We start from the raw sequence: 20,281 nt of genomic DNA on the forward strand, positions 1-20,281 counted from the left end.
AAAAATTACGATACAATGTTGGATATTTTTGAAAGAATAAAAGAAAATCCAGGACCACTGGGACAATTTGCAGATTATGGTGAAGGCTATTTTATTTTCCCAAGATTAGAGGGACCTATTGGCCCTAGAATGCAATTTCAGGGTAGAGAAGTAATTTTCTGGAGTGCCAATGACTATTTAGGATTGTGTAATCATCCTGAAGTAATTGAAGCGGATGCAAAAGCGGCTGCAGAATATGGAATGTTCTATCCAATGGGAGCAAGAGCAATGTCTGGTGAAACAGATCAGCATCTTCAGCTGGAAAGAGAATTGGCAGACTTCGTACAAAAAGAATCAGCATACTTATTGAATTTCGGCTACCAGGGAATGGTTTCTACCATTGATGCTTTGGTGAGCAGAAATGATGTAATTGTTTATGATATGGATTCTCATGCCTGCATCGTGGATGGAGTAAGACTTCATGCCGGTAAAAGATTTACCTACAAGCATAACGATATGGAAAGTCTTGAGAAAAACCTTCAGAGAGCCACTAAAGTAGCTGAAGAAACAGGAGGAGGTATTCTTGTGATTACAGAAGGTGTTTTCGGGATGAGAGGTCAGCAGGGAAAAATCAAAGAGATCTGCGATCTTAAATCAAAATACCAGTTCAGACTATTGGTAGATGATGCACACGGTTTTGGTACACTGGGTAAAACAGGTGCCGGTGTAGGTGAAGAGCAGGACTGTAATGATCAGATTGATGTATACTTCTCCACGTTTGCTAAATCAATGGCAGGTTTCGGAGCATTCCTTGCGGGTGACAAAGAAATCATCAGATATCTGAAATTCAACCTGAGATCACAAATTTTTGCAAAATCTCTTACGATGCCAATGGTAATCGGAGGATTAAAAAGACTGGAGCTTTTGAGAACTAGACCAGAGATTAAAGCTAAACTTTGGGAGAATGTTTACAAACTGCAAAACGGACTAAAAGAAAGAGGATTCAACATTGGAGACACCAATACTTGTGTAACTCCGGTAATGATGCAGGGAACTCCGGTAGAGGCTACTCTATTGGTAAAAGATTTAAGAGAGATTTACGGTATCTTCACTTCTGTGGTGGTATATCCGGTCATTCCGAAGGGAATGATTCTTTTAAGATTAATTCCTACCGCTTCTCATACAGATGCAGAGATTAATGAAACTCTGGCTGCGTTTGAAGCGATTCATGACAAACTAGTAGGTGGCTACTATAAAGAGCAGGAGCAAAAATTACTGCAGGAACAAGGATTAAGTTTTAAACCGATTTAATCATAAAAATAAAAAAAGCCACTGATTGATTCAGTGGCTTTTTTGTTTAATAACTTTAAAAACAAATGAAGCTTAGAGGTTACGCACTGGGAATTCTGTCGGCTGTTTCATATGGTCTGATTCCGATTTTTATCCTGCCTATCAAGCAGGTACACTTTTCAATGGATATTACGCTGTTTTACAGATTTTTCTTTTCAGCTTTAATGGTGGGAGGATATTTGCTGTATTCCAGGGAAAGTTTTAGAATCAATAAAAAAGAAGCATTCATTCTGGCTGTGCTTGGAACCTGCTATGCTCTTTCTTCGGATTTTTTGTTTTTAGGTTATGATTTTCTTACTGCAGGAATTGCCTCTACCGTTTTATTCATTTATCCGGTTATTGTAGCATTGATCATGTTTTTCTTTTACAGAGAGAAGCTCTCCAAATTATCTGTAGTTTCTTTATTACTTGCTTTCGCTGGAGTCATTGTTTTATGTTTAAAAGGAAAAGGGCTGGAAATCAATTTTGCAGGATTGGGTATTGTAATGGTCAGTTCACTATTCTATGCTTTATATATGGTGATTGTTAACAAATCAAATATTAAAGTTTCCGGATTTAAGCTAACTTTTTATTCCATGCTTTTTACATCCATGTTCTTTATGACCAAAGCGGTGATGGCAAATGAATCGTTTGCTATTCCATCTACAGAGATTTTCATAAGCTTTCTGGTTTTTGCATTTCTCACCACGGTTATCTCCAGCCTCTGTCTGGTATTTGCCATCAAATATATCGGATCTACTCCTGTAGCTATTCTGGGAGCTTTGGAACCGGTTGTTGCCGTAATTATTAGTGTATTGATCTTTCATGAAAAATTTACCTCTAATCTGCTTATCGGAATTACTTTAATTCTTTTCGGAGTTACCCTGAATGTGATTGGCAGTCAAAAAAAGATAGGACATGTCTAGAAATTAAATTTAAACTGATATATAAAAATAATACAAAAGCCGGATTCATGGAGAAATCCGGCTTTTGTATACTTAAGCAAATGTTTTCTATAACTTTGACTTCGCTTCAGAAAGGTTCACCGTTTTTCCCAATGCACCAAATTCATGCAGGTCTCCAAAAACTTCAATACGAATGGACTGATCAATCCCTCCTACTTTTAAAGGATCAAATCCTGCATTTTCTATCACTTTTTCAATATCCTTATCAATGGATGAATCATCCGAAGCATAAAACAATACCGCTTTTTCAGGATTTCCATTGGAGGCTCCGGCAAGATTTGCAGCCCCTAACGTTCCGAATGCTTTTACCAGCCTGGCTCCTTCAGGAAGTACAGCTCTGTTAAGCTCTCCCGCAGATTCTTTTTCTCCGATAATCTTTTTAAATCCTCCATTTCCATCCGGAGCAATAGGATTGGATACATCAACAATAATTTTGTTTTTCAGCATATCCCCATGATCATTGAAAAATTCCTTAAAAGCGCCAAACCATATTGCCGGTATCACAATATCTGCCGTATTGATCGCCTGATCAATATCCATACTTTGGGCAAAACCTTTGGATTGCTGAGCGAAGTCCGCAGACTCTTCATTGTTTCTTGATGCTACAATCACCTCATGGCTGTTATTGATTAAATCCCCTGCGATTGCTTTTCCAATATTCCCAAGACCGATTACGGCCACTTTTTTTAATGTTTCCATTTCTTTTGATTTTTAATTATTTATCTGGGTCAAAATTAGGAGGAAAGCCATTCAAAAAAGGGCAAACTAGTTTAAGAACTCATCTTGATAAATGGTAAGGTAAAACATTAAACTAGTTTCATAGAAACATCGATTTTTAATTGCAACAAAACACAAACATGGATTATAAAATTTCAGCCCAGCTATTGCTAACCCTTATTAGCACAAATATTATTCTTAGTTATTACTGTTAATAATCGGAGCGAGTTCTTTTTTTAATTCGTCAAACTGTTCTTTGCTCATCATCTCAATTTCCACTAGTTCTTTCGCTTCTTTTAATTTTGCAATCGCTTCATCTCTGGTCATTTTTCTGTTTTTTAAAAGAATTTCACCAGACTCAATCCCTAATTCGGTATCCATTACGCTTAAATATTTATTTATTCCAAAAGCTCTGCCATTTATTTCTCCCAGGACCATCACTACATACAGAGGTTTATTTTTACTGCCTCTATGATATGTTTTTATTTCGCTGACAATAACTCTCGTATTTTTTAAACTGTTATCTGCCATATTCTGTGCATCACCACCCACAGCAGACATAATACTTCCAAATCCAGCTGGTCTTCCCATTTGTATAAACTCATACGTTTTTTTTGAAGTACTTCTTGATTGTGCAATACCGCCTCTTGCCTTATTTCCATAACTCCCTGAATAAGTTCTTGTATTCAGTTCTTCAGAGGTAGGAGATCCTAATATTAAAGTATCACCCACCTTCACACTATTTTTACTCGTTGTTATATATTCCTTAACCTGAGCGCCATTTTTAATAGTGCTGAAAAAATTAATATCCTGAGTGTTTTCGTAAGTCAATAAATCAATATTTTCCTGAGCCTGAATATTAATTACGGATAAAAGAATAGTAAAAAAAGCAATTGTTTTTTTCATAATTGTTATTTAATATAGTTGTTTTACTTAATATTTCTGCTTACATGTAAATCCATGCATTGCATTAATCTTTTTTTGAGATTAGCTGTTCCGAAAAGTAAGCTTATTTACATTACTTTATTATTTTCTGTAGGTCTTTAAGCAATAATTGTCTCTCTATTTCAGTCAGGTTATTGCTATTCCCATCCAATGCGTATTGAATTTGATGTACATCTTGCTTACACCATCTTACCAATTTGTTAATTCCGCTTTTAGTAATTATTCCTTTATCATTTTCAAATTTTGGAGGTGAGGAAAGATGAACTAATTTGGCATAATCTTTCAAAGCAAGCACAACTTTGCGATTATCTTCTTCTTGTTGCAATCCATATTTTATAAAGTGCGTTTGATCAGAGCATACAGCTTTAATTTGTATCCCATCAAATTCTGTCTGGTCATATTCATCAAATACCCACCATAGATATTCTTTACCGTCTACAGAAGTTCTATTTTTATTTTTCTTGCTTATTGTCATCGTTAAATGGGATAAATCTCAATATTATATTTTCCAATTTTAAGGTTATTAATAAAATAACATTCCTTAGCTGGTGACAGCACACCTCACGTATTGAAAATCCCTCTAATTTAAACAAAAAAAATCCCGTTAATCCGGGATTTTAATTTCTTATATTTAAATTTATTTTATCTCTACAGGAACTGAAATTTTATCCCAATCCATTGTGAAACCATTACTGTTTACTTTATAAACTAAAGTTTCCTGTGTTGCTGGTAAAGCTTTTGTTTTTACATCAACTCGTAAAGCATCTTTAGCTTCCTCATATTTATAAGCACCCCATTGTTTTGGCTCTTTGTTGAAAATGGCAGTCCAGGTTCCGGATGCCTTAGGAATTAAGAAAAAGCTGTATTTACCTGCAGGCAGTTTTTTACCCTGAACGGTAATATCTTTATCCGTTTCAAAAGTAGTGGCTTCATTAGCACCTGCACGCCAAACTTTATCATAAGCTTCTAAACCACCCCAGATTGTACGTCCTTTAACAGAGGGACTGCTATAGGCAATGGTAATGGTTGCATCTTTAATTTTCCCCGTAGCAGTAGCCGGAGGGCTGGCAGGTTTTTTAGTTTCCTGTGCAAATGCATTTACTGAAATTGTCATTGCAGCAAAAATCATGGTAGCAGATTTAATCATTGTATTCATAATATTTTGTTATTTGGTTATTTTTATTTATCCGTTTACGAATTTACTGCTTTTGGCTTATAAAACAATAACCCAATTGTCGAAAATATAATGACCGCTGCTGCCCCAATTACATTAAGCCAAAGAAAAGAAACGATATCAAACTGATAAACGGCAATAACCGTAATTTCTGATAAAATTGCAGCAATAAATACATTGGAACCTGTAATTTTTTTATAGTAAAATGCGACAAGAAAAATCCCCAATATCGGACCGTAGAAAAGAGAACCCAATACATTAACTGCTTCAATAAGGGAACCCATCTGAGTGGCAAACATGGCAACACCAATTGAGAATATACCCCAGGCTAAAGTATGCAGCCGGCTATACTTCAATTCGGTTTTCTCATCAGGAATTTCTTTGCTGAATATCAAATGAACATCTTTTAATGAGCAGGCGGCAAGGGAATTCAGCGCCGCAGAAATGGAACCCCAGCTGGCCAGAAAAATAACGGCAAACAGTAAACCGATCATTCCTACGGGCAAAGTATTTTTTACGAAATACAGGAAAATGTAATTGGTATCCGTTTTCTCCGCATTATAGTTTGAATTATTGATGGCTTCCTCTACCCTTCCGTGAAGTGCTTTTACCTGGGTTTGTGTGTTTTTAAAATCCTGAATTGTTTTTTTTAGTTGGGGAGAATGAGTTTCTTTCAACCTTAGAATTTCTTTCGATTCTGCATTAAATTTTATTTGTAAATCCTGATGCTCTTTTTCAAAATCCGCTGCCTGCTCAGGCTGTGCCTCCTTTAGATATTGATAAGATCTTTCGTTAAAATAGATCGGGGCAGGTTTCAGAGAAAAGAAAGCGAAAAGCAATGCTCCGATCAGGAGAATAGCAAACTGCATCGGAATTTTAACCAATCCGTTCAACAGCAGGCCCATTTTTGCGTTGGTATTGTCTTTCGCGGTAATATATCTCCCAACCTGACTCTGATCGGTACCGAAGTAAGAAAGTGCGAGAAAAAAACCGCCAATGAGCCCGCTCCAGATATTGTACTTATCTTTCCAATCGAATTCTGTGGTGATTACATTGAGCTTTCCTGATTTCCCTGCCAGATAAAGCGCATCTTTAAAACCAATTCCATCCGGCATATTCTGAATAAGCAGAAAGCCTGCAAAAGCCATAGTTCCCAGAATAATGAGAAACTGTAGTTTCTGGGTGTGAGCAATCGCTTTTGCACCTCCAATATAGGTGTAAATCAACAGGATACCACCTGTTAAAACATTGGTTAAATAAATATTCCAGTTTAAAACGCTTGCTAAGATGATACTCGGAGCGTAAATGCTGATTCCTGTTGACAATCCTCTCGAAAAAAGAAAAAGCAGTGAAGTGAGTACCCTTGTTTTCTTATCAAAACGGTTTTCTAAATATTCATAAGCAGTGTAAACATTTAAACGTTGAAAAATCGGAATAAAAGTGATACAGATGACAATCATTGCCAAAGGCAGACCAAAATAATACTGAACGAAACGCATCCCGTCTGTATAAGCCTGGCCCGGTGCTGAAAGAAATGTAATGGCACTTGCCTGGGTAGCCATAATACCTAAAAGCACAATATACCAGGGCATTTTATTATCTGCTTTCAGGTAAGATTCGTTGCTTTTTTGGCCACGGCCGATGAATACGCCGTAAACCACCACTACAACAAGTGTAAAAATCAAAACTGTCCAATCTATAGTACTCATGCCCAGAATTTAGTAAACCAATAATAAAATACAATCTGGAATACTAATGCAACGGCTAATAGTATATACCATATATTCCAATTTTTAAGTTGCTTGTTCATCAGTTTTTCTGTGCAGATAAAAAGTTAAAAAATAAACGTGCCGCCCCAACATTTCCCGCAGGCAGCTGTCTGAAAAATGCCAGTGGTGTATAAATAAAATTACCCTTCCCGTATTTCGCATATAAAGTTGATCCCTGCAGAGGCTCTTCATCTGTATCGTGCATTTCAAAAAGCGGTTCATACGCTGCATCCCATTGAGCAGGGAAATAGGCGCCACGCTCCTGTACCCAGCCTTTAAAATCATCTGCAGTAATTTTGTTCGGAAAGTTCAGTACTTTATGATTTGGATTTAAAAACGTAACTGCAGCATTTTCTTCGGTAACCCGCTTATTGGCAATACTGAAATTGTAAATCCCCAATTTGTCAACAGTTGTATCCTGATTGGTGTTATATTGCATTACCAGATTACCGCCAGCTTTTGCATAAGACCATAAAAAAGGCATCCAGCGGCCCAGCTTTTTCTCTGTATTATTAGCACGAACACCCATTACGATGGCATCATATTGTAATAGCTTGTTTTGACTGCCGTTTCCGCCGGATTCATTTACGCTGCCATAAAAATCTTCGTCCTTCAGGACATCTACCTGAATACCTGCTATACGCAGAAAATCAGGAATGAAATCACCAGCACCTTCTATATAACCCACTTTTTTAACCGCTGCCTGAATATCACCTTTCATTACGGTTACCGTTGCGGGCGCAAAATATTGCAAGGTGGGTAAATGCGGGTACTGAATTAATACTTGCTTTTTATTATAAGTTACTCCGTCTGCCACAAAATTTGCATCCAGTTGCAAACGATCCGAATGTATGGAGGCAAGCTTATTTTTCGGAATAATATATTCGATGGTAGTGTCTTTCCCTTTGAGCGAATTTACATCAGCACTTCCTAATCTCTCTCCGTTATATATCAGGTTGAGAATACCGTTGCTGTACTGTTTGTTAGAATTTACCTTACAATTTAAACTCAAATGTAAATCTTCATTTTCTTTGACTAAATAAACCGGTTGTGTAAATTTCAGTTCCAGTGCAGGAACAATGCGCAAAGCTTCGACAACATCACCACGCACCGGATCTAATTTTTTGAAAGACAAAGGAAGCTTAACCTGAAGCTTTTCCGAACCGATTTTTAAATCAAGCAAAACATTAAGTAGTGATTCTGCCTCAGGCAAACCAACTAAAGTATCATTCGGAACAGAGAAAGTTGCCGCATTCGTAGCGGGTTTTACCAGCCAGTAAGGCTCCGTGAGTGCTGCATCTGCAGGAATCTGAATGTCATGCTGAATGGTAATTAAAGAATCTTTTGATAATTTTCTGTTGACGATTTCTGACTGACCTAACCATTTTACATTTTCTAAAACAACAGGATTTTCTGCTCTTGAAATCAGATTTAACCTGAAATTGTAATGGTCTCCGGCAACAGCTTCAGCCTGATTGGTAACTACCTCGCCCATAAATCCGGCACAGCTTAAAATGATATTGTCAATAGATTTAATTTTATCCTTTTTTAGGTCTGCATCAGGCAGCGCCAGAATCTTTTTTCGCAATGCAAGCAATGCAGGCAGGCTACGTTCCGGATTATTGAAATTGAAAGCAGAAATAATTTCATCTAACGAATGGTCAATATCAGCATTTCCTTTTGAAGTCCAGGTTTTAACGACTCCGTCAAAAAGTGTTTCTTTTGCAGGCTCACCAGTAACATGGGCAAAATATTCAGTTCTGATGCCAGCTACAGACTGTGTTCCCGCACCCTGACTTTTATGTAAACTTCTGCTTAATCCTGCGAGCTCACCGTAACCCATTCCCAGTTGAGCATCATATTGCCCAACGGTAACTTTCAGTTGATTTTCAGCAGTCGTATTGACTCCGCCAAATCGGAAAGTATTCCACAATACGCGTTTTGGCTGCCATACATTCACATATTTTAGTTGATCTGGAAAAGCCGTTTTATCACCTGCCAGCTTAAAAGCTTTTTCCGCCACCACAGCCGAAGCCGCATGCTGTCCGTGTCCTGCTGCCGCAGTAGGAGGAAAACGACAAATGATAACATCTGGACGGAATTTACGGATGACCCAAACTGCATCAGCGATAATGCTGTTTTCGTCCCATTGCTTAAAGGTATCGGTTGTATTTTTAGAGAACCCGAAATCTATCGCACGGGTAAAAAACTGTTGGGCACCGTCTAACTTTCTTGCTTCTAAAAGCTCATGTGTTCTGATTAAACCCAATGCAGCCCCCTGCTCCGTCCCTAATAAATTCTGACCACCATCACCTCTGGTTAAAGACAAATAGCCTGTTTCTACATTCTGGTCGTTGATGAGCCAGGAAAGTAATCCTGTATTTTCATCATCGGGATGAGCTGCAAGGTATAAAACTTTAGGCAGCTGTTTAAGCGTTTTGAGTTCGCGGTAAATTTCAGAGGATTTGGAAGGCCGCACCTGCTGGGCCAAACAAAAAGCCGTATTAAAGCCAAGGATAGATACAAGGATTACTTTTTTGAACATTTTAATTTGCTTTGCGAGGCAAATATAAGTAAATCATCTTTCTTTCAAACTTAAAAGAATCAGAGTCTGGATTTCATAAAATAAAATAAACATTATTACTCATTATCTATTAATATTTTTTATTAAACCACAAAAGAGATACAACAGCTTTTTAAACACTTTTGTTTTTTAAGTTACCATCAACAGTTTCAAAAATGTAAGATTTGCGTCAGAAAATACCTACAACTCATTCAGTAGCATAGATTATTTAGTGCCATATTTTCCTCAATCCGAATTATATCACTATAGTTATGATGTTGATTATAAAATATTAAATAATAATAATGTGCACTTTCATACAAAAACAGTAAAGCATAATCAGAAATATGATTTATCTCCTATATTCCTAAAATATGAAGATATTAAAGAAGCGAAACCATTTAAAATTGAATATAAAATACAAATATCTAATCTACCAAAACAAATCGAAGGTATTCTTAATGTTAATTTTGAGTAATCAGCTGACTTCGGGGATATTAAGCAATAAATAATGAAATTCTAAAATTAGTTGGTCAAACAACATTGCCTCAACATGCATTACAAGAATTCCAAAGACTTCTTTTCATAAATGCAGCAACATTAAAATTAATCCAAGAATATACACCTATATAAAAAATTTCTCAGTAACCAACCCAAAGTCAGGAGACTGCACACAACAGAAAGTAAAATCCACCTACAATCTATTTACATTCCGCGTAAGATAAATATAATTAAACATACAAAACGTTGCTATCGCCCCGAAAGTATGCCATAAAAAGTGGGTTCCGAAACTGAACCATTCCCATTTATCAGCGACACGGAAGGTCAGTGCAAAAACAAATGACAATACAGCAAATCCTACCCATTTGCCAGCTTTCCATTGGGTATACATCAAATAACGCAATACCGAGAAAACTACAAATGAGGCCATGATTGCATAATTTAGGTTGATAAAAAGAGATGGATTATCTATCAAAATCCAGTTTCTTAATCCAAACATGAGCAATACATATATGAGAACCAGTACAACAGCATAATACCATCTGGTACTCTGAGCGATAAAATAAAATCCGGCAGACAGGCAGAGCAGCATAATGGGCAGCCAATCCATCATAATAAATACCGGCCATTGTCTGAATGAATGATAAACAGTTCCCCCTATGGCACCAATATATAATAAAACCAAACAGTAGGTTAAAAAAGGATATTCTTTAAAATTACCTTTCATTTTAAGCGTCCAAAAAATGGCTATGGCTAAAAAAAATACAGCTGTCACTGCATTTAACGGCTCAGGAAAAAACTGAGCCATATCTGTTTCTTTATATAACATGCCTCCGTCCGGAGGTAAATGATGTATTGGCATTGTCCTTTTTATATTTGTTCATAGGCATGCTGTAGAACGCAAAATGCAAACAGAGCCGATTTTATTTAACATGAGTAAATTATTCTAAAATACTTATTTATTTCTCAAAATATTGAAATCTGATGTAATTTTTTAATTAATTCTTTATAAACACTTTTTCCAGCGTATAATCATCAGTTTTTGATCCGCCGCTGACGGATTTTACTTAAGAATTGCGGAGTAATTCCAAGATAGGAAGCAATCTGTGTATTGGGAAGCCTGTTGGCCAGCTGAGAATAATGTTTAAGGAAAAACTCATATTTTTCTTCTCCTGTTGCACTTATATTCTGAAGTACGCGATTTTGGAGCTCGATGAATTTCTGTTCGATAATCACTCTGAAATTCCTGTCGAATTTGGGATAATAAGTATAAAGATACCAAAGGTCATTTTTCTCAATCTGCAAAACAGTGGACGTTTCAAGAGCCGCAATATACAATTGGCTTGGTTTCTTATTATGAAAACTGTCTATATCCACAATCCAGTCATTTTCTGCTGCAAACTGGAGATTGTGCTCTTCTCCGTTACCATCTATATTGTACATTTTTAAACATCCTGAAACGACAAATGTATAATATTGACACACTTCATTTTCTTTCAGAATAAACTGTTTTCGTTTGATTCTCCTTTCAACAAAACGTTCATTCAACACCTCAATTTCTTTCTTTGAAAGCGGAATATAGCCTTTAAAATATTCTACAAGCGGAATGGTTTCTTTTGACATTGTAAATAAAACTTGTTATATAAATTCTGAATAAATCACTATAACAATATATCAAAAAAAACCGAACGGATACACATATGAAGAGCTTCAAAAAACAATATCAAAATACAGACTCAACCATGTTCTTTTTTATATCAATAATCATACAACAGTATACAGGAGCTCAAAAAGTAGATTATTTGAATTTAAGAACTCATCTATAAGAAAAATTTTTGAAAAAATAAATACTTTACTTTCTGGTGTAACAAAATTTATCTGATTATATTGCATCTGTCTATTAACAGGTGTTTCCCCCACTGAACAGACTAATGTATATACTTTTAAAAGCCGATGAAAGAATTACAAAAACTCACCAAAGATCAATTATACAAAAAACTCAAAGAAAAATCCGAAAATCTCTATACCACTGCTCATGAAGCGCTGGAAAACAATTTCTTCAATGAAAGCTCTTTAGATGAAGAAAGTCTTGCCGAGTTTCTTGAAATGCTGGATGATGAAACCGCAGAAAAAATAAAAGATGCTTCCCTTCACATTAATAATGAAAGTGATGCTCCGGAGATTGTCCTTATAGAAAACGAAAACAGCACTTCCCTTGAATTGATTACTGATGAAAACGAGGGGTATAAAATCATTTTTATAGAAGAGGATATTCATTTATCCAAAACCCTTTTTGTTGAAGACTACATCGTTCTTATTGCAGCAGGTAACATACAGGCAGAAAATATTATCATCAACGGTTCACTATACTGTTCCGGAAATGTGACCAGCAAAGTATTATTCGGAGCATCAGGCAATGATAATGAAACGTACATCGACGGAAGTATTATGACTTCTCTGATTGCAGAAAACGGACATTATACGGTTGCAGAAGGCAATATATATTCCAGATATTTAATTAGTTTTCATAACGAAATCACCGGAAAAACCGGAAAGTTCATCGAAAATATCAGCCTGGAAAAACCCAGTGAAATTGGACTGCTGAATCCTGAAATTCTTGACGAAGACGGATATTTTGATGAAGATTCTTTTTTAAACTTTATTGATACCAATCCTCCGGATGCCTTATTTGTTAAACCGACGAACTTATTTTGATTCATCCCATAGAAACAGGTTGTCATACACCAGAACTCTAAAGACTTTTCATCACTGTTTATTATCAGGAGAAAAAATTTTTTTCTAAAAAAACTTTAGAATAACTTTGCAAAAAATTTCTGTTGAAAGACCTGCTTCTTATTACTCCGCCTTTTACCCAACTTAACACTCCTTATCCTGCAACGGCTTATATTAAAGGATTTTTAAATACCAAAAATATTTCCGGTTATCAGGTAGATTTGGGGATTGATGTTATTTTGGAATTATTCTCAAAAGACGGAATTCAGAAGGTTTTCAGCAAAAAAACTGATCTTAAGGATACCTCTGAAAATTCTCAGAGAATCTACGCCTTAAGAGAAGAATATATCAAAACCATAGATCAGGTTATTTTGTTTTTACAGGACAAAACGCCCACTTTGGCAAGACAGATCTGCAGTATGAACTTTCTTCCTGAAGCTTCCCGTTTCAACCAGCTGGATGATATGGAATTTGCTTTTGGAAATATGGGACTGCAGGATAAAGCCAAACATCTGGCAACCTTATATTTAGAAGACATATCAGATTATATTGTTGAAAATATTGATGCTGATTTTGGTTTCAGCAGATATGCGGAACGTTTGGGAAAAAGTGCCAATTCTTTTGATGAACTGTATTCAAAATTATCTGGAGGCTCAACATTTATTGATGAATTTACTTTAAAAATTCTTCGTGAAAAAATAGAAACAGTTCAGCCGAAACTGGTTTGCTTTTCAATCCCTTTTCCCGGCAATCTGTACTCTGCTTTCAAATGTGCACAATGGATCAAAAAGAATCATCCTCACATCAAAATTGCGATGGGCGGAGGTTTCCCCAACACTGAATTAAGAGAAATTAAAGATCAGAGAGTTTTTGAATTTTTTGATTTTATTACCTTAGATGACGGTGAACTTCCTATTGAACTTCTTCATCAAAATTTAGAAATTTCCAATGGAGAAGGTGAATTTAAAAGAACTTTTCTTCTCGAAAATCAGGAAGTTGTTTATAAGAATAACTCGAAAAGACACGACTATAAACAAGCTGACATCGGTACTCCGGATTATACGGATTTAAGACTGGATCAATATATTTCAGTTATCGAAATCGCCAATCCCATGCACAGTTTATGGAGCGACGGAAGATGGAACAAACTCACGATGGCCCATGGGTGCTATTGGGGAAAGTGTACATTTTGTGATATTTCTTTAGACTATATCAAGATCTATGAACCTATTTCTGCTAAAATTCTGGTAGACCGAATTGAAGAACTGATCAGAACAACGGGTGAAACAGGATTCCATTTTGTGGATGAAGCTGCACCACCTGCTTTGATGAGAGAGGTTGCTTTGGAAATCCTCCGAAGAAATCTTGTCGTTACCTGGTGGACGAATATCCGTTTTGAAAAAAGCTTCACCAGAGACTTATGCTATCTCCTGAAACTTTCAGGATGTGTCGCTGTTTCCGGAGGTCTTGAAGTGGCCAGTGACCGATTGCTGAAATTAATTGACAAAGGAGTTTCTGTAGAACAAGTTGCCAATGTAACAAGAAATTTTACAGAAGCCGGAGTTATGGTGCATGCTTATCTGATGTATGGCTACCCTACCCAAACCGTTCAGGAAACCGTTGATTCTTTAGAAATGATCAGGCAGATGTTTGAAATGGGAATTCTTCAAAGTGGTTTCTGGCATCAGTTTGCAATGACTGCCCATTCTCCTGTAGGAATGAAGCCTGAAGATTTTGGAGTAATTCCGGTAAAACAGGAAATTCTGTTTGCCAATAATGATATAGACTTTCAGGATACAACCGGAATTGATCATAATAAGTTCAGCTTCGGATTAAAAAAATCTTTGTTCAATTTTATGCATGGAGTGAATTTTGAATTGCCGCTTCAGGAATGGTTTGATTTTAAAATTCCGAGAACAACTATTCATCCGGATTATATTCACGACTGTCTTTTAGAAGATGGCCAGTTTCAATTGAAGCTCAACTCCAAAGTTGTCTTTCTGACCAAAAATGTAATCGCTGAGAATCGCATAAAAAATAAAAAGAAATACTCCGGTACATATACGGTACTTACATTCCACTTAAAAACCAATATTGTGAAGGTTGAACTGGAACAGGAAAAGGCAGAATGGCTGATAAATATATTGGATGAGAATTCTATTGAAAACTCAAAAAAACCTACTATTCAACAACTTAAGAGTCAATTTGAAGAAAGTTTTGAAGATTTTGAACTGTTTTGGTTCTCAAAACCCATGCAGCAACTGAAGGAAAATGGAGTGATTTTAAGCTTATAAAAATTTTCAATTTTTTCTCAGGGATTTTTGAAATTGAGAAATTTTCCATGAATTTTATTTTCTGAACGTATAAAAACCTGTTTTGACAGGATCATCATATATCGCAAAAAACATATATCGGAATTTCTTACCATCATAGAATAAAATGGCAAAATATTCCCCTCCTCTGGAGGGGTGGCGAAAATTCAGAGAATTTTTGACGGGGTGGTTATTAAAGCAAATCTCCGAAAATGACTAACTAATTTTTTAAGTTTTGGCTAAAGCCAAATGAATATCATCTATAATAAAAAAACGGGCTAAAGCCCGTTTCTATTGATACAATATAAAAAATATATTTCTTTAATTAGATCATTAATTAGGAGTTTCTTTTGAAACGGCACCCACAGATACTTTTTCCTGTATTTTAATAAAATTAGGATCCATAATAGCCATGCGTTCTGCAAGTGCTTTGTAGGTTGGAAATTTCAGGATTGAAGCTCTGCCGGACATTTCCTTGTAAATGGTAAAAGATTTTCCGCCTGCTGTCTTTAATTGCTTTGTGGTAGTAATATATCTCCCGATAAGTTTGCTTTTGGCATCATAGATCTCAATATCTATAGGTGTTTTATCCATAATTATATCCTGTGAGCCGAAACTTACAGGCAGATTGGTAAAATATCCCACCGGAACACCATTACTTAAGATCTCTCCCACTTTATTGACCTCAATATTCATCTTATCTATTTTCTTTCTGATCGTGTAAGCATCCTTGGTTTTGCTGTCCAGTTTTCTTTTGGGAACATTGGAAAAGATCTCATCCAGGTTTTTCACATTGATGCCTTTATTATCAATGATTTTAAGATCTTTTACCGAAGTAAAAACTGCTGATTTTTCTTCACCGGAGAACGCTGAAGGTGATGAATAATCAATTTCAATCGTTTTGTCCCTGTTATATACTCTATTGATACTGATATAGCTGTCCCGAACAGAATCAACGATACTTTTATCAATGAATTTTATAGTATACATCGGGGTCTCCTTCAGATCCATAAACGTATATTCGCTGGATTTGTTAGACAGTTTCGCTACCGGAATGCCGTCCAGATTGATAATTCCTCTTTTGGTCTTGATATTCTGAGCGTGGAGGAAAACACCCAGAACTGTAAAGAATATGATTATGCCTCTCTTCATACAATCAGACTTTTACAAATAAAAAAAGTGTAACACAAAGTTACACTTTCTTGAAAATATATTTAGCTTTTCATTTAATTATTCACAAAGGATAATTCCTTTATCATGATTAAATTCTACAACACCGCTTTTGATAGCATAAGCAAAAACAGAGTCTTTTCCAGCTTCTTTGGTAAAGTTTTTAGCAAAAGCCTCATCAATAGAATTAGCATAAAGCTTTACATTACCTCCGATCAAAGAAGAAACAATTCCTGCGTGGTTTTTCATGATGTGAAATTCACCATTTTTTCCAGGCAACAATACTGAGTCTACTTCTCCTTCAAAAACTACGTATTCTGGTGTTAAAATTTTTATATTCATTTAATTTAGATTAAAAGATTAAAAGATTGAAGATTAAAAGATTTTTGACAAACATTATATGTCTCTCATCTCATGTCTAAAAATCTTATGTCTAATTATTAAGCGTTTTCAGCTAACATTTTTTGTCCTGCTTCGATAGCTTCTTCGATAGTTCCTTTCAAGTTGAAAGCAGCTTCTGGCAAGTGATCTAATTCACCATCCATAATCATAGTAAATCCTTTGATCGTATCTTTGATATCTACTAATGATCCTGGGATACCTGTAAACTGTTCTGCTACGTGGAAAGGCTGAGATAAGAATCTCTGAACTTTTCTTGCACGGTATACAACAGATTTATCTTCTTCAGAAAGTTCTTCCATACCAAGGATTGCAATGATATCCTGAAGAGCTTTGTATCTTTGAAGAATTTCTTTTACTCTTTGAGCACAGTCATAGTGTTCCTGACCGATAACTTCCGGAGCAAGGATTCTTGAAGTAGAAGCTAATGGATCTACCGCTGGGTAAATACCTAATGAAGCAATCTTTCTGTCAAGTACCGTAGTTGCATCCAAGTGAGCAAACGTAGTTGCAGGAGCCGGGTCAGTTAAGTCATCCGCAGGTACGTATACCGCTTGTACTGAAGTAATTGAACCATTTTTAGTTGAAGTAATTCTTTCCTGCATCGCACCCATTTCAGAAGCAAGAGTTGGTTGGTAACCTACCGCTGATGGCATACGACCAAGAAGTGCAGATACCTCAGAACCAGCCTGTGTAAAACGGAAGATATTATCTACGAAGAAAAGTACATCTCTACCTTGTCCGCTTTCTCCACCGTCTCTGTAGTACTCAGCTAATGTAAGACCAGAAAGTGCTACTCTAGCTCTTGCACCTGGCGGCTCGTTCATCTGTCCGAAAACGAATGCAGCTTTAGAATCTTTCATAGCTTCTAAATCTACTTTAGAAAGATCCCAACCTCCGTTTTCCATAGAGTGCATAAAATCATCACCATACTTGATAATACCTGATTCCAGCATCTCTCTCAAAAGGTCATTTCCTTCTCTCGTTCTTTCACCTACTCCGGCGAAAACAGAAAGACCTCCGTGTCCTTTTGCAATATTGTTAATCAACTCCTGGATCAATACTGTTTTACCTACACCGGCACCACCGAACAAACCAATTTTACCTCCTTTTGCGTAAGGCTCAACTAAGTCGATTACTTTAATACCTGTAAATAAAACTTCTGCAGAAGTTGAAAGTTGATCAAATTTTGGAGCTGGTCTGTGAATTGGTAGACCACCCTCCTTAGAAATATCTTGAAGTCCGTCGATAGCATCACCAACAACGTTGAATAGTCTTCCGTTTACAGCCTCTCCGATTGGCATCATAATAGGATTTCCGAATCCAATTACTTCCTGCCCTCTTTTAAGACCGTCAGTAGCGTCCATTGCGATACATCTTACTGTATCTTCGCCAATATGTTGTTCTACCTCTAAAACTACTTTTTCACCGTTTTCTTTTGTAATTTCTAACGCGTCATAGATTGCTGGAACAGCTTCCACATCTGTGAAGACAACGTCGATTACCGGACCAATAATTTGAGAAATTTTACCTTTAATTTGGTTTGCCATTGCTAAATTTTTTCTTGGTGCAAATATAGTGATTCTTCATAAACCCGCAATTGGTAAAAAAAAGATTTTTATCATGCTTTTGAGAATAGATTATTTTAGTATTATAACCATATAACCAAGAATCGGTGCAGCAATAGTCAGGTTATAGGTATTACTCCATTGTTATATTGATACATTGGCACATTATTTCTATATTTGCAGTCAAATTTTTCCGTTTTGAAAGTTTTCAAGAATTTTACAGATTATTCCTCACAGAAGCCTTTAGCATTGTCTTTAGGAATGTTTGACGGGGTTCATCTCGGGCACAAGAGCATTATTGATGAACTGACTAAAGTAGGTACAGAGAACAATCTGGAAACCGCGATCCTTACTTTCTGGCCGCATCCAAGGTTTGTTTTTAACCCCAATGAAGATTTAAAACTTCTGAATACATTGGAAGAAAAGAAACAGCTTGTTGAGAAATATGGTATTGATAATCTGTTCCTGAAGGAATTTGATGAAGAATTCAGAAACTTAACCGGAGAAGAATTTGTACGTCAGATTTTAATTGATAAGCTCAACGTTAAATACCTTATTATAGGATACGACCATTCTTTCGGAAAAAACAAAAGTGGAAATTTTGAACTTCTTCAGAAATTATCCAAAGAGCTTGATTTTGATGTGGAACAAATGGAAGCAATCAATATTCACGAAAACAATATCAGCTCTACGAAAGTACGTAATGCCCTTTTAACAGGAAATATTAAGGATGCCAACGAAATGCTGGGATATTCCTACTCTGTTTCGGGAACGGTAGTTCATGGGAAGAAAATCGGAAGAACAATTGGCTATCCAACGGCCAATATTGATACAGAATCAATTAAGCTTTTACCTAAAAAAGGAGCTTATATTGTGGAAGTATTTGTAAAAGGCAACCAGTATAAAGGAATGCTGAGTGTAGGAACCAACCCTACGGTAAATGGAGAGAAATTAACGGTGGAGGTTTATATCCTTGATTTTGACGGAGATATTTATGATGAAGAAATTACAGTAAGCTTCAGAGATTTTCTTCATGATGAAATCAAATTTGAAGGTCTTGAAAAATTGATTGAAAGACTTGATGAAGATAAAAAATTAACACAGGAGTATGATTTCAAGGAGTAATAATTTTGATTTTTTAAGGCTTATTTTTGCAAGTCTTGTTATTATTACCCACTCCTATGCTCTTTCCGGAGATACTCAAGGAGATCCTTTATCACAACTTACCAATAGCCAGATGGAATTCTCTTATCTTGGAGTTCATGGTTTTTTTATTATTTCCGGATATTTAATTTTTAAAAGTTTACTGCGCTGCAAAGGTCTCTCTGATTTTTACTGGAAAAGACTTTTAAGACTTTTTCCTGCCTTAATTGTGGTCCTTTTACTCACGGTTTTGCTGGCACCTGCAGTTTATGAAAGTTCCGTTCCTTACTTACAGAATAAATCCGTTTACACTTATATTCCTCAAAATATGACCTTATTCTTCAGGCAGAAAGGTATTGACGGCGTTTTTGAAAACAATCCTTACAAACACAGCATCAATGGAAGTTTATGGACAATATGCTACGAATTCAGTATGTATGTAATGGTCTCTTTGCTATTTTTCATCCGTAAAAAGGCTTTTTTAAAAACTGTTGTTATCCTGTTATTTATATCAAGCTATATCTTAACTATTTTTCAGCCTTATTTTCTATATGGAGCGTTTGTAAAAATGGGGCTCGTAAGTACTCATTTTTATAATCTGATGTGTTTTTTTGCAGGGGGTATGGTATTGACTTATCTGAATATTAATAATAAAAGAACTGAAAACATCATCATTCTGCTTTCCTTGATTGTTCTTATCATCAGTTTATATTTAAATATCTTCAAATATACCTGTTATATTACGCTGCCTTTACTGGTTATTATTATTGGTGAGAAATCTACCCGATATCTCAATAAAGTAGGAGAAGTAATTGGAGATACATCTTACGGAATTTATATTTATTCTTTTCCGATACAGCAGGCGCTCATGTATTTTTTAAAGCTTGACACGGTTATGCTTTTTATATTTTCATTACCGCTTTCAATTCTTCTGGGATATATTTCCTGGCACCTGATTGAAAAGAAAGCATTAGGATACAAAGATTTATTTGCTAAAAAGGCTATTCAGTGATG

At 35.9% G+C, this 20,281-nt stretch carries 17 protein-coding genes; 6 read left to right on the forward strand and 11 right to left on the reverse strand.

The genetic code is table 11. The annotated features are described in order from the left end of the window. The first annotated feature begins 18 nt into the window (after positions 1-18). Both FW781_RS01990 and FW781_RS01995 read left to right on the forward strand, forming a co-directional pair. Positions 19-1,290: an aminotransferase class I/II-fold pyridoxal phosphate-dependent enzyme gene (locus FW781_RS01990; protein ID WP_172625698.1), complete on the forward strand. Its 1,272-nt coding sequence runs from the start codon at positions 19-21 to the stop codon at positions 1,288-1,290. Positions 1,291-1,355: 65 nt separating this feature from the next. Continuing rightward, the gene (locus tag FW781_RS01995; RefSeq protein WP_149385889.1) at positions 1,356-2,234 is read left to right on the forward strand and encodes a DMT family transporter; all 879 of its coding nucleotides are present in this window, start codon (positions 1,356-1,358) and stop codon (positions 2,232-2,234) included. Between the two features lie 87 nt (positions 2,235-2,321). Here the strand turns inward: FW781_RS01995 and FW781_RS02000 are convergent, their stop codons facing one another. The 8 genes from FW781_RS02000 to FW781_RS02035 form a co-directional block, all read right to left on the reverse strand. Further along, the gene (locus tag FW781_RS02000) at positions 2,322-2,972 is read right to left on the reverse strand and encodes an NADPH-dependent F420 reductase (protein WP_149385890.1); all 651 of its coding nucleotides are present in this window, start codon (positions 2,970-2,972) and stop codon (positions 2,322-2,324) included. A 216-nt stretch (positions 2,973-3,188) separates the two neighbouring features. After that, positions 3,189-3,896 carry a prefoldin domain-containing protein gene (locus FW781_RS02005; RefSeq protein WP_149385891.1) on the reverse strand — a complete coding sequence of 236 codons (708 nt, stop codon included), beginning with the start codon at positions 3,894-3,896 and terminating at the stop codon, positions 3,189-3,191. A gap of 112 nt (positions 3,897-4,008) precedes the next feature. Next, entirely contained in the window at positions 4,009-4,410 is a 402-nt protein-coding gene (locus FW781_RS02010) for a hypothetical protein (RefSeq protein WP_149385892.1), read from the reverse strand. Between the two features lie 162 nt (positions 4,411-4,572). Continuing rightward, positions 4,573-5,091: a DUF2911 domain-containing protein gene (locus FW781_RS02015; protein WP_149385893.1), complete on the reverse strand. Its 519-nt coding sequence runs from the start codon at positions 5,089-5,091 to the stop codon at positions 4,573-4,575. A 35-nt stretch (positions 5,092-5,126) separates the two neighbouring features. After that, entirely contained in the window at positions 5,127-6,818 is a 1,692-nt protein-coding gene (locus FW781_RS02020) for a sodium:solute symporter (protein WP_149385894.1), read from the reverse strand. Between the two features lie 100 nt (positions 6,819-6,918). After that, positions 6,919-9,423: a PIG-L family deacetylase gene (locus FW781_RS02025; protein ID WP_149385895.1), complete on the reverse strand. Its 2,505-nt coding sequence runs from the start codon at positions 9,421-9,423 to the stop codon at positions 6,919-6,921. Between the two features lie 712 nt (positions 9,424-10,135). Continuing rightward, positions 10,136-10,804, reverse strand: a complete 669-nt coding sequence (locus tag FW781_RS02030; RefSeq protein ID WP_149385896.1) for a hypothetical protein — start codon at positions 10,802-10,804, stop codon at positions 10,136-10,138. 173 nt (positions 10,805-10,977) lie between these two features. Continuing rightward, on the reverse strand, positions 10,978-11,565 hold the full coding sequence (locus FW781_RS02035) for a Crp/Fnr family transcriptional regulator (RefSeq protein WP_149385897.1): 588 nt from the start codon (positions 11,563-11,565) through the stop codon (positions 10,978-10,980). A 330-nt stretch (positions 11,566-11,895) separates the two neighbouring features. Here FW781_RS02035 and FW781_RS02040 point away from each other — a divergent pair, with 330 nt between their 5' ends. Together FW781_RS02040 and FW781_RS02045 are read left to right on the forward strand one after the other, a co-directional pair. Beyond that, a complete protein-coding gene (locus FW781_RS02040) occupies positions 11,896-12,657 on the forward strand; it encodes a hypothetical protein (RefSeq protein ID WP_149385898.1) in 762 nt (253 codons plus the stop codon). Positions 12,658-12,779: 122 nt separating this feature from the next. Further along, positions 12,780-14,969 carry a B12-binding domain-containing radical SAM protein gene (locus FW781_RS02045; RefSeq protein ID WP_149385899.1) on the forward strand — a complete coding sequence of 730 codons (2,190 nt, stop codon included), beginning with the start codon at positions 12,780-12,782 and terminating at the stop codon, positions 14,967-14,969. A gap of 351 nt (positions 14,970-15,320) precedes the next feature. On the opposite strand, the gene FW781_RS02050 is transcribed toward FW781_RS02045, so the two are convergent. The 3 genes from FW781_RS02050 to atpD all read right to left on the reverse strand — a co-directional run bounded on the left by FW781_RS02050 (position 15,321) and on the right by atpD (position 18,106). Continuing rightward, positions 15,321-16,139: a hypothetical protein gene (locus FW781_RS02050; protein ID WP_149385900.1), complete on the reverse strand. Its 819-nt coding sequence runs from the start codon at positions 16,137-16,139 to the stop codon at positions 15,321-15,323. 78 nt (positions 16,140-16,217) lie between these two features. After that, positions 16,218-16,499 carry a FoF1 ATP synthase subunit delta/epsilon gene (locus FW781_RS02055; protein ID WP_047374542.1) on the reverse strand — a complete coding sequence of 94 codons (282 nt, stop codon included), beginning with the start codon at positions 16,497-16,499 and terminating at the stop codon, positions 16,218-16,220. A gap of 98 nt (positions 16,500-16,597) precedes the next feature. Then, positions 16,598-18,106, reverse strand: coding sequence for a F0F1 ATP synthase subunit beta (atpD, locus tag FW781_RS02060; protein WP_149385901.1), 1,509 nt, complete (start codon positions 18,104-18,106; stop codon positions 16,598-16,600). 216 nt (positions 18,107-18,322) lie between these two features. Here atpD and FW781_RS02065 point away from each other — a divergent pair, with 216 nt between their 5' ends. Both FW781_RS02065 and FW781_RS02070 read left to right on the forward strand, forming a co-directional pair. Further along, positions 18,323-19,249, forward strand: coding sequence for a bifunctional riboflavin kinase/FAD synthetase (locus tag FW781_RS02065; RefSeq protein ID WP_149385902.1), 927 nt, complete (start codon positions 18,323-18,325; stop codon positions 19,247-19,249). Then, positions 19,233-20,279 (forward strand): acyltransferase family protein, encoded by a 1,047-nt coding sequence (locus FW781_RS02070; protein ID WP_149385903.1) that lies wholly within the window; start codon positions 19,233-19,235, stop codon positions 20,277-20,279. Before FW781_RS02065 ends, FW781_RS02070 begins: the two co-directional genes overlap by 17 nt. Positions 20,280-20,281 lie beyond the last annotated feature (2 nt).

Origin of the sequence: Chryseobacterium panacisoli, assembly GCF_008274625.1 — a bacterium.
In the GTDB taxonomy this organism is placed as follows: Bacteria; Bacteroidota; Bacteroidia; order Flavobacteriales; family Weeksellaceae; genus Chryseobacterium; species Chryseobacterium panacisoli.

Bases quoted from the DNA above. Each gene is read 5' to 3' on its own strand.
- FW781_RS02050 (WP_149385900.1), bottom strand. From the start codon at position 16,139: ATGAAGAGAGGCATAATCATATTCTTTACAGTTCTGGGTGTTTTCCTC.
- FW781_RS02055 (WP_047374542.1), bottom strand. From the start codon at position 16,499: ATGAATATAAAAATTTTAACACCAGAATACGTAGTTTTTGAAGGAGAA.
- FW781_RS02035 (WP_149385897.1), bottom strand. From the start codon at position 11,565: ATGTCAAAAGAAACCATTCCGCTTGTAGAATATTTTAAAGGCTATATT.
- FW781_RS02005 (WP_149385891.1), bottom strand. From the start codon at position 3,896: ATGAAAAAAACAATTGCTTTTTTTACTATTCTTTTATCCGTAATTAAT.
- FW781_RS02020 (WP_149385894.1), bottom strand. From the start codon at position 6,818: ATGAGTACTATAGATTGGACAGTTTTGATTTTTACACTTGTTGTAGTG.
- FW781_RS02015 (WP_149385893.1), bottom strand. From the start codon at position 5,091: ATGAATACAATGATTAAATCTGCTACCATGATTTTTGCTGCAATGACA.
- FW781_RS02040 (WP_149385898.1), top strand. From the start codon at position 11,896: ATGAAAGAATTACAAAAACTCACCAAAGATCAATTATACAAAAAACTC.
- FW781_RS02030 (WP_149385896.1), bottom strand. From the start codon at position 10,804: ATGCCAATACATCATTTACCTCCGGACGGAGGCATGTTATATAAAGAA.
- FW781_RS01995 (WP_149385889.1), top strand. From the start codon at position 1,356: ATGAAGCTTAGAGGTTACGCACTGGGAATTCTGTCGGCTGTTTCATAT.
- FW781_RS02070 (WP_149385903.1), top strand. From the start codon at position 19,233: ATGATTTCAAGGAGTAATAATTTTGATTTTTTAAGGCTTATTTTTGCA.
- atpD (WP_149385901.1), bottom strand. From the start codon at position 18,106: ATGGCAAACCAAATTAAAGGTAAAATTTCTCAAATTATTGGTCCGGTA.
- FW781_RS02000 (WP_149385890.1), bottom strand. From the start codon at position 2,972: ATGGAAACATTAAAAAAAGTGGCCGTAATCGGTCTTGGGAATATTGGA.
- FW781_RS02010 (WP_149385892.1), bottom strand. From the start codon at position 4,410: ATGACAATAAGCAAGAAAAATAAAAATAGAACTTCTGTAGACGGTAAA.
- FW781_RS02025 (WP_149385895.1), bottom strand. From the start codon at position 9,423: ATGTTCAAAAAAGTAATCCTTGTATCTATCCTTGGCTTTAATACGGCT.